Annotated in this window: 10 protein-coding genes and 1 pseudogene; 2 read left to right on the top strand and 9 right to left on the bottom strand. The window is 70.2% G+C overall.

Annotated features, from left to right (window positions below; genetic code table 11):
• Positions 1 to 23: 23 nt before the first annotated feature.
• From QR78_RS12685 to QR78_RS12725, 9 genes and pseudogenes are all read right to left on the bottom strand, one after another.
• Positions 24 to 770, bottom strand: coding sequence for an SDR family oxidoreductase (locus QR78_RS12685; protein ID WP_048427890.1), 747 nt, complete (start codon positions 768 to 770; stop codon positions 24 to 26).
• 297 nt (positions 771 to 1067) lie between these two features.
• Positions 1068 to 2354: a 2-oxoglutarate dehydrogenase complex dihydrolipoyllysine-residue succinyltransferase gene (odhB, locus tag QR78_RS12690; RefSeq protein WP_048427891.1), complete on the bottom strand. Its 1287-nt coding sequence runs from the start codon at positions 2352 to 2354 to the stop codon at positions 1068 to 1070.
• Between the two features lie 96 nt (positions 2355 to 2450).
• Positions 2451 to 5405, bottom strand: a complete 2955-nt coding sequence (locus QR78_RS12695; RefSeq protein WP_048427892.1) for a 2-oxoglutarate dehydrogenase E1 component — start codon at positions 5403 to 5405, stop codon at positions 2451 to 2453.
• A 227-nt stretch (positions 5406 to 5632) separates the two neighbouring features.
• Positions 5633 to 6517 (bottom strand): succinate--CoA ligase subunit alpha, encoded by an 885-nt coding sequence (gene sucD, locus QR78_RS12700; RefSeq protein ID WP_048427893.1) that lies wholly within the window; start codon positions 6515 to 6517, stop codon positions 5633 to 5635.
• A 154-nt stretch (positions 6518 to 6671) separates the two neighbouring features.
• Entirely contained in the window at positions 6672 to 7868 is a 1197-nt protein-coding gene (sucC, locus tag QR78_RS12705) for an ADP-forming succinate--CoA ligase subunit beta (RefSeq protein WP_048427894.1), read from the bottom strand.
• A gap of 81 nt (positions 7869 to 7949) precedes the next feature.
• Complete coding sequence (gene mdh / locus QR78_RS12710) at positions 7950 to 8912, bottom strand: malate dehydrogenase (protein WP_048427895.1); 963 nt, start codon at positions 8910 to 8912, stop codon at positions 7950 to 7952.
• A 250-nt stretch (positions 8913 to 9162) separates the two neighbouring features.
• Positions 9163 to 9863: pseudogene (locus QR78_RS12715) on the bottom strand (TetR/AcrR family transcriptional regulator).
• Positions 9864 to 10009: 146 nt separating this feature from the next.
• Entirely contained in the window at positions 10010 to 10570 is a 561-nt protein-coding gene (locus QR78_RS12720) for a DUF533 domain-containing protein (RefSeq protein ID WP_048427896.1), read from the bottom strand.
• A 67-nt stretch (positions 10571 to 10637) separates the two neighbouring features.
• Complete coding sequence (locus QR78_RS12725; protein ID WP_048427897.1) at positions 10638 to 11234, bottom strand: Uma2 family endonuclease; 597 nt, start codon at positions 11232 to 11234, stop codon at positions 10638 to 10640.
• 208 nt (positions 11235 to 11442) lie between these two features.
• On the opposite strand from QR78_RS12725, the gene QR78_RS12730 reads away from it, so the two are divergent.
• Together QR78_RS12730 and ccmI are read left to right on the top strand one after the other, a co-directional pair.
• On the top strand, positions 11443 to 13209 hold the full coding sequence (locus QR78_RS12730) for an SLC13 family permease (protein WP_048427898.1): 1767 nt from the start codon (positions 11443 to 11445) through the stop codon (positions 13207 to 13209).
• Positions 13210 to 13317: 108 nt separating this feature from the next.
• On the top strand, positions 13318 to 14154 hold an 837-nt coding region (ccmI, locus tag QR78_RS12735; RefSeq protein ID WP_048427899.1), incomplete at its 3' end, for a c-type cytochrome biogenesis protein CcmI.

Raw genomic sequence — 14154 nt, forward strand, 5'->3', positions numbered from 1 at the left:
ATGATGGGCAGGTGGAAGGACGGCTAGCGGCCGCCCGAGATCGTCAGGGTCGCGCCGGTAGCGTAGGAGGCCTCGTCGGAGAGGAGCCACAGCACCGCCGCGGCGATCTCGTCGGCGGTGCCGGCGCGCTTCATCGGCACCGTGGGACCGAGCCGCGCCAGCCGGTCGGGCTGGCCGCCGCTGGCATGGATCTCGGTCTCGATCAGGCCGGGGGCCACGCCGTTCACGCGGATGCCCTCACCGGCGACCTCGCCGGCGAGGCCCGTGGTGAGGGTGTCGATGGCCCCCTTCGAGGCCGCGTAGTCGACGTACTGGTTCGGTGCGCCGAGGCGCGCCGCGACCGACGAGACGTTGACGATGACGCCGCCCTGCCCGCCGTGGCGGGTCGACATCCGCCGCACCGCCTCACCGGCGCACAGGAACGGGCCGATGACGTTGGTGGTCATCATGCGGTCCAGGCGCGCGAAGGTCATCTCGTCGACCCGGGCCGCGTGGTCGACGACGCCCGCATTGTTGACGAGGCCGCCGAGCGGCCCCAGGCCGTCGGCCGCCTGGAACAGGGCCGGGATGTCGGCCTCGACCGCGACGTCGCTGCGGACGGCGAGCGCCGTCCCGCCCGCCGCTTCGATCTCCCGCACCAGGGACTCGGCGGCGTCCTTGGCGGCGACGTAGGAGAAGCAGACGCGCCAACCGGCCCGCGCGGCGCGCAAGGCAACGGCGCGACCGATGCCGCGGCTGCCGCCGGTGACCACCAGGACCTTGTCCGTCATAGCCGTGCTCCCTGATGACGAGAGACTTCCACCCTCGGACGGGCAGGCTGTCCGCGGAACTTCACGGGGAAGAAAAAGGCGCGGGATCCCCTCTCCCGTGTGGGAGAGGGGTAGGGGTGAGGGTGACACGCTTCAGTCTGAATCACCGAGCGTGGTGCTGGCAGCGGGACGGTTGGAGTTTTACTCAGAACCGTAGCACCCTCACCCCTACCCCTCTCCCACACGGGAGAGGGGATCCCGCGCCCTGATCTTATCCCGGCGTGGCCTCTCCCAGGGGGAGAGGCCGTTTGTCTTGCCTCAGAGGTCGAGCACGAGGCGCGCCGGGTCCTCCAGGGCCTCCTTGACCCGCACCAGGAAGGTCACGGCCTCCTTCCCGTCGACGATCCGGTGATCGTAGGACAGGGCGAGGTACATCATCGGCCGCGCCTCGATCTTGCCGTTGCGCACGACCGGGCGCTCCTCGATGCGGTGCATGCCGAGGATGCCCGATTGCGGCGCGTTGAGGATCGGGGTCGACATCAGCGAGCCGTAGATGCCGCCGTTGGTGATCGTGAACGTGCCGCCCTGCATGTCCTCGATCGACAGCTTGCCGTCGCGGGCCTTGCGGCCGAAGCCGGTGATGGCCTTCTCGATGCCCGAGATCGACAGCTGGTCGGCGTCGCGCACCACCGGCACGACCAGGCCCTTGTCGGTGCCCACCGCGATGCCGACGTGGTAGTAGTTCTTGTAGACGATGTCCTGGCCGTCGATCTCGGCGTTCACCGCCGGCACGTCCTTCAGGGCGCCGATCACCGCCTTGGTGAAGAAGCCCATGAAGCCGAGCTTGGCGCCGTGCTTCTTCTCGAACACGTCCTTGTACTGCTGGCGCAGGGCCATCACCGCGCCCATGTCGACGTCGTTGAACGTCGTCAGCATCGCGGCGGTGTTCTGCGCGTCCTTGAGGCGCCGGGCGATGGTCTGGCGCAGCTTGGTCATGCGCACCCGCTCCTCGCGGGAGGCATCGTCCGGGGCGGACGGGGCGCGGGCCATCTGCGGGGCCGCCGGGGCGGGCGCGGAGGCGCCCGACGAGATCGCCGAGAGCATGTCGCCCTTGGTGACGCGGCCGTCCTTGCCGCTGCCCTTCACCGACGACGGATCGACGCCGGATTCCTGGGCGAGACGCGCGACGGCCGGGCCGTTGTCGCCGGCCGAATGACCCTTCGGAGCGGCGTCGCCGTGGCTGCCGTAGGAGGCGGAGGACGACTTGGCGGGCGCCTCGGCGGCGGCCTTCGGAGCCTCGGCCTTCGGAGCCTCGGCCTTGGGGGCTTCCGCCTTCGGAGCGGCCGCGCCGTTGCCGGCGGAGGCGCCGCCCTCGACGATCGAGCCGAGGAGCGCGCCGGGCTCGACCGTCTCGCCGTCCTTGGCGACGATCTCGCCGAGCTGGCCGGCAGCCGGGGCGTTGACCTCGAGGGTGACCTTGTCGGTCTCGAGCTCGACCAGCGGCTCGTCGGCCTTCACGGTGTCGCCGGGCTTCTTGAACCAGCGGCCGATCGTGGCCTCGCTCACGGACTCGCCGAGCGTCGGGACGCGGATTTCGGTGGCCATGTCTTCCGTCAGGGTTGGGGCGGTGGGGATGCGCCCGGAAAAATTTTTAGGCGGCGCCCCTCGCGGGGCGCCGGCGACGTGGGAGGTAACCTCGGATCAGACCGCCAGGGCCTCGTTGAGGAAGGCCTGGAGCTGGTCGAGGTGCTTCGACATCAGGCCGACGGCGGTCGAGGCCGAGGCCGGACGGCCGACGTAGCGCGGGCGCTTGGAGGCGGAGCCGGCCTGGTTGAGCACCCATTCGAGGTAGGGCTCGACGAAGGCCCACGAGCCCATGTTCTTGGGCTCCTCCTGGCACCACACCACCTCGGCGTTGCGGAAGCGCGAGATCTCGGTGGCGAGCGACTTCAGCGGGAACGGGTAGAGCTGCTCGACGCGCATCAGGTACACGTCGGAGATGCCGCGCTTCTCGCGCTCCTCGAACAGGTCGTAATAGACCTTGCCCGAGCAGAGCACCACGCGCCGGACCTTGTCGTCCTTCGACAGCTTCACGCCGTCCTGCGCCTTCTCGGCGTCGTCCCACAGCACGCGGTGGAAGGTCGAGCCCTCGGCGATGTCCGAGAGGGCCGAGACCGCCCGCTTGTGGCGCAGGAGCGACTTCGGGGTCATCAGCACCAGCGGCTTGCGGAAGTCCCGCTTCAGCTGGCGACGCAGGATGTGGAAGTAGTTCGAGGGCGTCGTGCAGTTGGCGACCTGCATGTTGTCCTCGGCGCACATCTGGAGATAGCGCTCCAGGCGGGCCGAGGAATGCTCCGGGCCCTGGCCCTCGTAGCCGTGGGGCAGGAGCATCACCAGGCCCGACATGCGCAGCCACTTGCGCTCGCCGGACGAGATGAACTGGTCGACCACGACCTGCGCGCCGTTGGCGAAGTCGCCGAACTGCGCCTCCCACAGCACCAGGGAGTTCGGCTCGGCGAGCGAGTAGCCGTACTCGAAGCCGAGCACCGCCTCCTCCGAGAGCATCGAGTTGATGACCTCGTAGCGGCTCTGGCCGTCCTTGATGTGGTTGAGGGGCGTGTAGCGCTCCTCGTTCTCCTGGTCGATCACCACCGAGTGGCGCTGCGAGAAGGTGCCGCGCTCGACGTCCTGGCCCGACAGGCGGACCCGGTGGCCCTCCGTGAGGAGCGAGCCGAAGGCCAGCGCCTCGGCGGTAGCCCAGTCCAGGCCCTCGCCGGTCTCGATCGCCTTGGCGCGGTTGTCGAGGAAGCGCCGGATGGTGCGGTGCAGGTGGAAGTCCTGCGGCACGGTGGTGATGGCCGTCCCGATCTCCCGCAGGGTATCGGCCGGCACGCCGGTGCGGCCGCGGCGCGGGTCGTCCTCGTCCTCGCGCACCGCCTTCAGGCCCGACCAGCGGCCGTCCAGCCAGTCGGCTTTGTTGGCCTTGTAGGCGGTGGCGATGTCGAACTCGCTGTCGAGGGTGGCGCGGAACTCGGCCTTGCGGTCCTCCAGTTCCTTCTCGCTCACCACGCCGCTCTCGGTCAGCTTCTTGCCGTAGGTCTCGAGCGTCGAGGGGTGCTTGCGGATGATCTGGTACATCTTCGGCTGGGTGAACGCGGGCTCGTCGCCCTCGTTGTGGCCGAAGCGGCGGTAGCAGAGCATGTCGATCACGACAGGCTTGTGGAACTTCTGCCGGTACTCGGTGGCGATCTTGGCCGCGAAGGTGACGGCCTCGGGGTCGTCGCCGTTGCAGTGGAAGATCGGCGCCTCGACCATCTTCGCCACGTCGGACGGGTAGGGCGAGGAGCGCGAGAAGCGCGGATCGGTGGTGAAGCCGATCTGGTTGTTGATGATGAAGTGGATCGAGCCGCCGGTGCGGTGGCCCTTCAGGCCCGACAGGCCGAAGCACTCCGCCACCACGCCCTGGCCGGCGAAGGCGGCGTCGCCGTGGATGAGGAGCGGCAACACGGTGGTGCGCTGCTCGTCGCCGGTCTGGTCCTGCTTGGCGCGCACCTTGCCGAGCACCACCGGATCGACGATCTCGAGGTGCGACGGGTTGGCGGTCAGCGAGAGGTGGACGGTGTTGCCGTCGAAGGCCCGGTCGCTCGAAGCGCCGAGGTGGTACTTCACGTCACCCGAGCCCTCGACCTCGGCCGGCGACGACGAGCCGCCCTTGAACTCGTGGAAGATCGCCCGGAAGGGCTTCGACATCACGTTGGCGAGCACGTTGAGGCGGCCGCGATGGGCCATGCCCAGCACGATGTCGGTGACGCCGAGCGCGCCGCCGCGCTTGATGATCTGCTCGAGCGCCGGGACCATCGCCTCCGAGCCGTCGAGGCCGAAGCGCTTGGTGCCGGTGTACTTCAGGTCCAAGAACTTCTCGAAGCCCTCGGCCTCGATCATCTTGTTGAGGATCGCCCGCCGGCCCTGCTCGGTGAACGAGATCTCCTTGTCCTTGCCCTCGATGCGCTCCTGGATCCAGGCCTTCTCCTCCGGATCGGAGATGTGCATGAACTCGACGCCGAGCGTCTGGCAGTAGGTCCGCTCCAGGATCGCGACGATCTCCCGGATGGTGCCGAATTCGAGGCCGAGCACGTTGTCGAGGAAGATCGGGCGGTCCCAATCGGATTCGGCGAAGCCGTAATGCTGCGGATGCAGCTCCTCGTGGTCGCCGCGCGGCTGGAGGCCCAGCGGATCGAGCTTGGCATGGAGGTGGCCGCGCATGCGGTAGGCGCGGATCAGCATGATCGCGCGGACCGAATCCTTGGTGGCCTGCTGCACGTCGGCCGGCGAGACGGGCTGGCCCTTGGCCTCCTGCTTCGCCTTGATCTTCTCGCCGACCGCCTTCTCGACCTGGGCCCAGTTGCCGTCGAGCGCCGAGACGATCTCGCCGTTGGCGGCGAGCGGCCAGTTCGGCTTGGTCCAGGACGCGCCTTCCGCGTTCTTGACCACGATCGCGCTCTCCTCCTTGAGACCGGAGAAGAAGCTGCGCCACTCGGGATCGACCGCGTTGGGATCCCGGGTGTAGGTCGCGTAGAGCTCCTCGATGTAGTCGGCGTTGCCTCCGTAGAGGAACGAGGTTCCGAGGAGGGCGTCGTTCGCGTCCTGGCGTGCCATGGCGATCTGTCTATCCGCGCTGGTCGATCAATGCGCCGGCTTCTCGGACCCAGTTGGGGCGGGAGAATGGCATTCCATCGACGGTGGAGGCGCCCGGGTTGTCCGGGCGCCAGGATGTCTTACGCACTCGAGAGAGTTGACGTTTGCTTGCGATGTGGGTGCGGAACCGTGATTCCGCACGCCACGCCTGCCATGCGCGTGGCTAAGGGCGAGGGTCCGACGGGCAATCAGCCCTTCAGGACCTCGACCAGGGTCTTGCCGAGGCGGGCCGGCGACGGCGAGACGCGGATGCCGGCCTCCTCCATCGCGGCGATCTTGTCCTCGGCGCCGCCCTTGCCGCCCGAGATGATCGCGCCGGCGTGCCCCATGCGGCGGCCGGGAGGGGCGGTACGGCCGGCGATGAAGCCGACCATCGGCTTCTTGCGGCCGCGCTTGGCCTCATCCTTGATGAACTGCGCCGCCTCTTCCTCGGCCGAGCCGCCGATCTCGCCGATCATCACGATCGACTCGGTCTTGTCGTCGGCGAGGAACAGTTCCAGCATGGCGATGAACTCGGTGCCCTTGACCGGGTCGCCGCCGATGCCGACCGCGGTGGTCTGGCCGAGGCCCTCGTTGGTGGTCTGGAACACCGCCTCGTAGGTCAGGGTGCCGGAGCGCGACACGATGCCGACCGAGCCCGGACGGAAGATGTTGGCCGGCATGATGCCGATCTTCGACTCGCCGGCCGTCACGATGCCGGGGCAGTTCGGGCCGATGAGGCGCGACTTCGAGCCTTCGAGCGAGCGCTTGACGCGCACCATGTCGAGGACCGGGATGCCCTCGGTGATGCAGACGATCAGCGGGATCTCGGCGTCGATCGCCTCGCAGATCGCGTCGGCGGCGCCCGGCGGCGGCACGTAGACCACCGAGGCGTCGGCGCCGGTGGCGTGGCGGGCTTCCTTCACGGTGTCGAACACCGGCAGGCCGAGATGGGTCGCGCCGCCCTTCCCCGGCGAGGTGCCGCCGACCATCTTGGTGCCGTAGGCGATCGCCTGCTCGGAGTGGAAGGTCCCGTTCTTGCCGGTGAAGCCCTGGCAGATGACCTTGGTGTTCTTGTCGATGAGGATGGACACGTGCGATCTCCGGAGATCTGCATTCGGGGATGGGCGGTGCGGCTCAAGGCGACCGAGCGCGGTGCACCGCCTCTGAGAAAGCTGCGCTGACGGGGAACCCGGTCGCCCGGGCTCCGCTCACGAGAAGGGCACCCGCGCGGGCGCCCCGCCCTCCTCAGCCCTTGCGGACCGCCGCGACGATCTTCTGGGCGGCGTCGTCGAGGTCGTCGGCCGGGATCACGTTGAGGCCCGAGGAGCGGATGATCTCCTTGCCCTTCTCGACGTTGGTGCCCTCGAGGCGCACCACCAGCGGGACCTGCAGGCCCACCGCCTTGACGGCCGCGATCACCCCGTTGGCGATCACGTCGCACTTCATGATGCCGCCGAAGATGTTGACGAGGATGCCCTTCACGTTCGGGTCGGCGGTGATGATCTTGAAGGCCGCGGTGACCTTCTCCTCCGAGGCGCCGCCGCCGACATCGAGGAAGTTCGCCGGCTCCTCGCCGTAGAGCTTGATGATGTCGAGGGTCGCCATGGCCAGACCCGCGCCGTTCACCATGCAGCCGATGGTGCCATCGAGCGCGATGTAGGCCAGGTCGTACTTCGAGGCCTCGATCTCCTTCTCGTCCTCCTCGGTGATGTCGCGCAGCTGCACGATCTCCGGGTGGCGGTAGAGGCTGTTCGAATCGAACGAGATCTTGGCGTCCAGGCACTTCAGGTGCCCGTCCGTGGTGACGATGAGCGGGTTGATCTCCAGCATGCTCATGTCCTTGGCGGTGAACGCCCGGTAGAGCTTGGTGGTCAGATCCTCCGCCTCCTTGGCGAGCGGGCCGGTCAGCCCGAGCGCCTTGGCGACCGCGCGGCCGTGGTGCGGCAGCACGCCGGTGGCCGGGTCGACCGAGAAGGTGATGATCTTCTCGGGCGTGTCGTGGGCGACCTGCTCGATGTCCATGCCGCCCTCGGTCGAGACCACGAAGGCGACCTTGCCGGTCTCGCGGTCGACGAGCATCGACAGGTAGAACTCGGTCTCGATGTCCGAGCCGTCCTCGATGTAGAGGCGGTTGACCTGCTTGCCGGCCTCGCCGGTCTGCACCGTCACGAGGGTGCGGCCGAGCATCTGCTCGGAGAAGGCCTTGACCTCCTCGACCGACTTGGCGAGGCGCACGCCGCCCTTCTCGCCGGCCTCGGCCTCCTTGAACTTGCCCTTGCCGCGCCCGCCGGCGTGGATCTGGGACTTCACGACCCAGAGCGGGCCGCCGAGCTCCTTGGCGGCGGCCTCGGCCTCGGAGGCCTTGAAGATGGCGCGGCCGTTCGAGACCGGCAGGCCGAACTCCTTGAGGACGGCCTTGGCTTGATACTCGTGGATGTTCATGGGGCGACAAGCTTTCTGAAAGTCAGGCGGGGCGTGCGTGCAGAGGCGGCGCAGGGTTCCCCCGCGCCGCCGGTCGGGCGGTTACGCCAGCGCGCCGTTGATGCCCTTGCAGGCCTCGACCAGGCCCTTCACGGAATTGACCGACTTCTCGAACATCGCCTTCTCCTCCCCGGAGAACTCGACCTCGACGATGCGCTCGACGCCGTTCTCGCCGATCACGATCGGCACGCCGATGAACAGGCCGTCGACGCCGTACTGGCCGGTGAGGTGGGCCGCGCAGGGCAGGACCCGCTTCTTGTCCTTGAGGTAGCTCTCGGCCATCGCGATGGCGGAGGCCGCCGGCGCGTAGAAGGCCGAGCCGGTCTTGAGCAGGTTGACGATCTCGCCGCCCCCTTTACGGGTCCGCTCGACCATGGCGTCGAGCTTCTCCTGGGTGGTCCAGCCCAGCTTGACGAGGTCGGGCAGCGGCACGCCGGCCACCGTCGAGTAGCGCACCAGCGGCACCATGTCGTCGCCGTGGCCGCCGAGCACGAAGGCGGTGACGTCCTCGACCGAGACCTGGAACTCCTCGGCCAGGAAGTGGCGGAAGCGGGCCGAGTCGAGCACGCCGGCCATGCCGACGATCTTCTTCGGGTCGAGGCCGGAGAACTTCTGGAGCGCCCACACCATCGCGTCGAGCGGGTTGGTGATGCAGATCACGAAGGCGTTCGGGGCATGGGTCTTGATGCCGGTGCCGACCGCTTCCATCACCTTCAGGTTGATGCCGATCAGGTCGTCGCGGCTCATGCCGGGCTTGCGCGGCACGCCGGCGGTGACGATCACCACGTCGGCCCCGGCGATGGCGCTGTAATCGCTCGCGCCCGAGTACTTGGCGTCGAAGCCGTCGACCGGGGCCGACTCGGCGATGTCGAGGCCCTTGCCCTGCGGCACGCCGTCGGCGATGTCGAACAGCACGACGTCGCCCAGCTCCTTGAGGCCGGCGAGGTGCGCGAGCGTGCCGCCGATCTGTCCAGCGCCGATGAGCGCGATCTTCTTGCGTGCCATGTCAGAACCGATCCTTCGCGGTGTGATGGAACCGTCGTGGGCCGGGGTCCGCTCGCGAGGAGCCCGCGCCGGCGGGTGCCTCTTTGGCGAAAAAAGCCGGAGCCGACAACCCGAGGGCCCGGCGCAGGGCCCGCAGCCACGGCCGCGATGACGCCTGCAGCGCGTCACACGATGCGGATTCGCGTTTTTTTGCAATGCGATACGACGGCGTCCGGGCGATCGTTACATTCCGGCCGCTTTGTCAGCGCGTCTAGAGCGTGCCGAGGCGCAGGATGCGCAGCATCGCCCGGATGATCGCCCCGAGACGGGCCTCGATCAGGTCCCGGGGCACCTCGGCGTCGAGCTGGATCGAGACCGGGTGCAGGAAGCGGTGGCTGGTGTCGAAGATGAAGGCGATGCCGCGCTCGCGGTCGCGCAGCGAGAAGGTGCCGGCATTCATCCCCTCCTCGATCACCCGCTCGACGAGCTGGCGCAGGCGGCCGCGGTGGCGCCGGGCGATCGGCCGGGACTCGACGGTGGCGTCGCGGTGGACGGCGAAGAGGTGCGGATCGCGCGCCAGCACCTCGCGCTGCATCGAGGCGAGCGCCAGCAGCAAGCGTTCGAGCTTGTCGTCGGCGGGGTCGGGCGCGTCCGCGATGGCGCCGAGCTCGGCCTCGACCTCCCGCAGCCAGCGGCCCGCCACCGCATCGACGAGGGCGGTCTTCGACGGGAAGTAGCGGTAGACGTTGGCATGCGTCATGCCCGCCTCGGCGGCGACCCCCACCACCGTGACCTGCCGGTGACCGAGCCGGCGCAGGTGGTCCGCCGCGATGGCGAGCAGCCGCGCATCGGCCGAGAGCGGCGCAGCGCGGGACCGGGCCCCGAGCCCCGTCGAAGCGAGGCCGGTGGAGGCGAACCCCGAGGAAGCGAGGCCGGCGGCCGGCCCGGGGGAAAACGGCGCGTCCGTCGGATGCGGCTCGTCGCGGGGCTGGGCGCCGGGGCGGCTGCGGGGCATGGAACTCGGGAACGCTCGGGATCGGTTGGCGCGACGATTCCGACAGGTTAGCGCCCGGCCGCCCGCAGGAGAAGCCCCGCGGGACAGTCGTGAGGCCGCAGTATTATACCCGGTAGCGCCGGTGCAGGCTCGACACCACGTCCTCCGCCAGTCCCAGGCGCTCGGCCAGGTAGGCGAGATAGAGCTGGTTGACCCGGCGGCGCTGATCGACGGCGAGCAGCGAGGCGACGTACGCGTAGGCGCCGAGATCGGCATCGAGGATCGCGTCGAGGAGGTCGCCGAGCGCCAGCGGCGCGGCGAGCGCCTTGTCGAGGCGCTGGCGCTCGGCCTCCGCGGCACTGATCCGGGCGAGCGCGTCGCGCACCGGGGCAGGGTCCTGCCGGCGCCCCTGCGCCAGGAACGCCGCCGCCATCGCCTGGATCACGAGGTCGCGCTGGGCCGGCTCCAGCACCCGGAGGTTGAGGGTGAGCGGCACCAGGGTCTGGTGGCGGTTCTGCAGGAAGGCGTGCAGCACCTTCTGGCCCAGCGCCTCGGTCACCACCGCGTCCGCCCGCCCCGCCCGCCGGTCGCGCCGCGAGGCCCGGGCCGGGGCGGTCCCCGGCTCCTCGACCTCCCCGGCCGGGTCGTCGCGCCCGAAGGCGCGGGTGAGGAAGGCGAAGCTCATGCGGGGCGGGTCCGTGACGGGCGGTCCCGCACCAACGTGCGGCGATGCGCCGGGCTCCGCGGCGGGATCAGCCGCCGACGATCGGGCGCAGGACCGGCACGTCGAAAGAGATCCGCCCGAGATCGATCGCGAAATCCACGGCCTCGAGCCGCAGGACGTCGTCCGGCGCGGTGAGGACGTCGCAGACCCAGCCATCCGCCTCGCGCCGGTAATGCTCCACCCGCATCTGGTCCTGGTAGGCAAGGACGATGTGCCGGAGCGTCGGCAACGACTTGTAGAAGGACAGCTTGGGCCCGCGATCGCGGTCCATGGTGCTCGGCGACAGCACCTCGACGATGACGAGCGGGTCGGTGACGAAGGTGCGGTTCTGGCGCGGTCCGCATCGTACGACGATGTCGGGCTTCGGCTTGTCCCGGCCGCGGCCGTCCTCGTCGCGCTGCACCCGCATCCCGCCCTGGTAGCTGCGGCAGCCGGCAGCGTCCATGGCGAGCTTCAGCGGCGCGCCGATATTGCCGGCGATCTGCTCGTGGTTCTCTGTCGGGTTCGTCATCATGACGACCTCACCGTCGACCAGCTCCCAGTCGCTCTCGTCCCGCTGCGCATCGACGAAGCGGTCGAATTCGGAGACGGTGAGCCCGTGGTGGCGACGGACGCGGTCTTCCATGGCGCGCTCCCCTGTGGCGCTTCCCGGCTGCCCCCGGGAGCCTATCCGCTCGCGACGGGGGCGAGAAGGCACCGTCCCACGCAAACTCTTCGCCCCGCCGCCCTGGGCGCGGCCGCCCGCCACCCAATCTAGGGGGGCTCGATACCCCGCAGCAGGATCACCCACCCGGCATGACACGCCCCCGATCGTCCGACCGGCAGGCCGGCGCATGACCCTCGACCAGGGCCTCGCCTTCGGCCTCATCGGCGTCACCGTCCTGCTCTTCATCTGGGGCCGGCTGCCCTACGACCTCGTGGCGCTGCTCTCGCTGGTCGCCGGGGTGGCGCTGGGGCTGGTGCCGGCCTCCAAGGCCTTCGACGGCTTCGCCGACGACGTGGTGATCATCGTGGCGAGCGCGCTCGTCATCTCGTCGGCGGTGTCGCGCTCGGGCGTCGTCGAGAACGCGATGCGCCCGCTCCTGCCCTACCTGCGAAAGCCCAGCCGGCAGGTGCCGGCGCTGGCCGGCGCCGTGATGGGCCTGTCGGTCTTCACCAAGAACATCGGCGCGCTCGCGATCTTCATGCCGGTGGCGCTCCAGCTCGGGCGCAAGACCGGCACGCCGGCCTCGCTCCTTCTGATGCCGATGTCCTTCGCCTCGCTGATCGGCGGCCTCGTCACGCTCGTCGGCACCTCGACCAACATCATCGTCTCCAAGGTGCGGGCCGACATCACCGGCCAGCCCTTCGGCATGTTCGACTTCACGCCCGTCGGCCTGGGCCTCGCGGTGGCGGGCCTCGCCTTCCTGACGGTCGGCTACCGGCTGCTGCCGCGGGACCGGCGCCCGGCGGGCTCGCTCGCCGCCTCGTTCCGGATCGAGGCCTACACGACGGAAGCCTGCCTGCCCGAGGACTCTCCCCTCGTCGGCGCCACGGTGGGCGAGCTCGAGGCCTTGGGCGACGGCGACGTGACGGTGGCGACAGTGATCCGCGAGCGCTTCCGCCGCTTCGTGCCGGGTCCGGACTGGCGGCTTGCCGCCGGCGACGTCCTGCTCCTCGACGGCGAGCCCGAGGATCTGGAGCGCCTGGTGGCGCGGGCCAAGCTCACGCTCGTCGGCACGCTGCCCGCCGGCGGCGAGGCGACGGTGATCGAGGCGGTGATCCCGGACGGCTCGGCCCTCGTCGGCACCACCGCGGCGGGGGCCGACCTCGCCGGGCGACACGGCACCACGCTTCTGGCGGTCAGCCGCTCCGGCGCGGCGATCACCCGGCGCATCGGCAGCGTGCGGCTGCGCGCCGGCGACGTGGTGGTGCTGCGCGCCGCCCCCGAGCGGCTCGGCGACATGCTGTCCGAGTTCGGCCTGCTGCCGCTCGCCGAGCGCAAGCTGGCGCTCGGCCACAGCCGCCGCAGCTACATCCCGATCGCGGTGCTGGCCGGCGCGATGGCGCTGATCGCGCTCCACGTCGTGCCGGTGGCGATGGCGTTCTTCGGCGCCGCCGTGCTGCTGCTGGTCCTGCGGGTCCTGACCATGCACGAGGCCTACGAGACGATCGAGTGGCCGGTGATCGTGCTGCTCGGCGCGCTCATCCCGGTCAGCGACGCGGTGCGCACCACCGGCGGCACCGACCTGATCGCCGGGGCCCTGTCGAACGTCATGCACACCGTGCCGCCGATGCTGGCGATCGGCCTCCTGCTGATCGCCGCGATGGCGGTGACGCCGTTCCTCAACAACGCCGCGACGGTGCTGGTGATGGGCCCGATCGGCGCCAGCCTCGCCCAGAAGCTCGGGCTCAACCCGGACCCGTTCCTGATGGCGGTGTCGGTGGGCGCGGCCTGCGACTTCCTCACCCCGATCGGCCACCAGTGCAACACCCTGGTGATGGGCCCGGGCGGCTACCGCTTCGGCGACTACGCCCGCCTCGGCCTGCCGCTCTCGATCATGGTGATCGTGGTCGGCACGCTGCTCATCAGCCTGTTCTGGCCGGTGGCGCCGCGCTGAGGCAGGGAGACGATCCTCGGGGCGGTCCCGCGCGGGATTGCCCGTACGTGACACCGTGTCGCCATTCTGTCGAATCGTACCCCTCCGCCCCGGGGGATACAGAGGGGCATGACAGCGATCTGGTTCATCTTCGCGCTCATGACCGGCCTGGCGGTGCTCGCCCTGCTCTGGCCGATGTCGCGCCGTCCCGCCCTCGTCGTGCCCGAGGGCGAGGCGCGGATCGCCACCGAGACCGGCTTCTACCGCGACCAGCTGCGCGAGATCGACCGCGACGCCGCCCGTGGCCTCCTGGCCGCGCCCGAGGCCGAGGCCGCGAAGGCGGAGGCCGCGCGCCGGCTGCTGCGTGCGAGCCGCGATCCGGGCCAGGGCACGGGCGCGGTCGGCGAGCCGGCCCTGCGCCGGCGCCGCGCGGCCTCCGCCTTCGCCCTCTCGACGGTGCCGCTGGTCGCGCTGCTGATCTACGGCATCTACGGCTCGCCGGACCTGCCGGCCCAGCCCCAGGCCGAGCGCCTGGCCCATGCGAAATCCGCCGGCAACGACCTCGCGGCGGCGGTGGCGCAGATCGAGGCGCACCTCGCCAAGGCGCCGGAGGACGGCCGCGGCTGGGCGGTGCTCGCCCCGGTCTACCTGCGGGTCGGGCGCGTCGAGGACGCGATCAAGGCCTACGAGAATGCGCTCCGCCTCCTCGGCGACGATGCCGGTCGCCTGGCCGATTACGGCGAGGCCCTGGTGGCGGCCGAGGACGGTGTCGTCTCCTCGAAGGCCCGCGACGCCTTCGAGCGGGCGCTCAGGCAGGACCCGAAGGCGGTCAAGCCGCAATTCTACCTCGCCCGCGCCGCCGAGCAGGACGGCGACCGCGACAAAGCCCGCGCCCGCTACGCCGCCCTCGTCGCCGCCTCCCCGGCCGAAGCGCCCTGGCTGCCGATGGTGCGCGAGAGCCTGGCC

Origin of the sequence: Methylobacterium indicum (assembly GCF_001043895.1) — a bacterium.
In the GTDB taxonomy this organism is placed as follows: domain Bacteria; phylum Pseudomonadota; class Alphaproteobacteria; order Rhizobiales; family Beijerinckiaceae; genus Methylobacterium; species Methylobacterium indicum.

Coding starts and splice junctions, on each gene's coding strand:
- QR78_RS12685 (WP_048427890.1), bottom strand. CDS start 770: ATGACGGACAAGGTCCTGGTGGTCACCGGCGGCAGCCGCGGCATCGGT.
- odhB (WP_048427891.1), bottom strand. CDS start 2,354: ATGGCCACCGAAATCCGCGTCCCGACGCTCGGCGAGTCCGTGAGCGAG.
- mdh (WP_048427895.1), bottom strand. CDS start 8,912: ATGGCACGCAAGAAGATCGCGCTCATCGGCGCTGGACAGATCGGCGGC.
- QR78_RS12725 (WP_048427897.1), bottom strand. CDS start 11,234: ATGGAAGACCGCGTCCGTCGCCACCACGGGCTCACCGTCTCCGAATTC.
- QR78_RS12720 (WP_048427896.1), bottom strand. CDS start 10,570: ATGAGCTTCGCCTTCCTCACCCGCGCCTTCGGGCGCGACGACCCGGCC.
- QR78_RS12730 (WP_048427898.1), top strand. CDS start 11,443: ATGACCCTCGACCAGGGCCTCGCCTTCGGCCTCATCGGCGTCACCGTC.
- QR78_RS12695 (WP_048427892.1), bottom strand. CDS start 5,405: ATGGCACGCCAGGACGCGAACGACGCCCTCCTCGGAACCTCGTTCCTC.
- sucC (WP_048427894.1), bottom strand. CDS start 7,868: ATGAACATCCACGAGTATCAAGCCAAGGCCGTCCTCAAGGAGTTCGGC.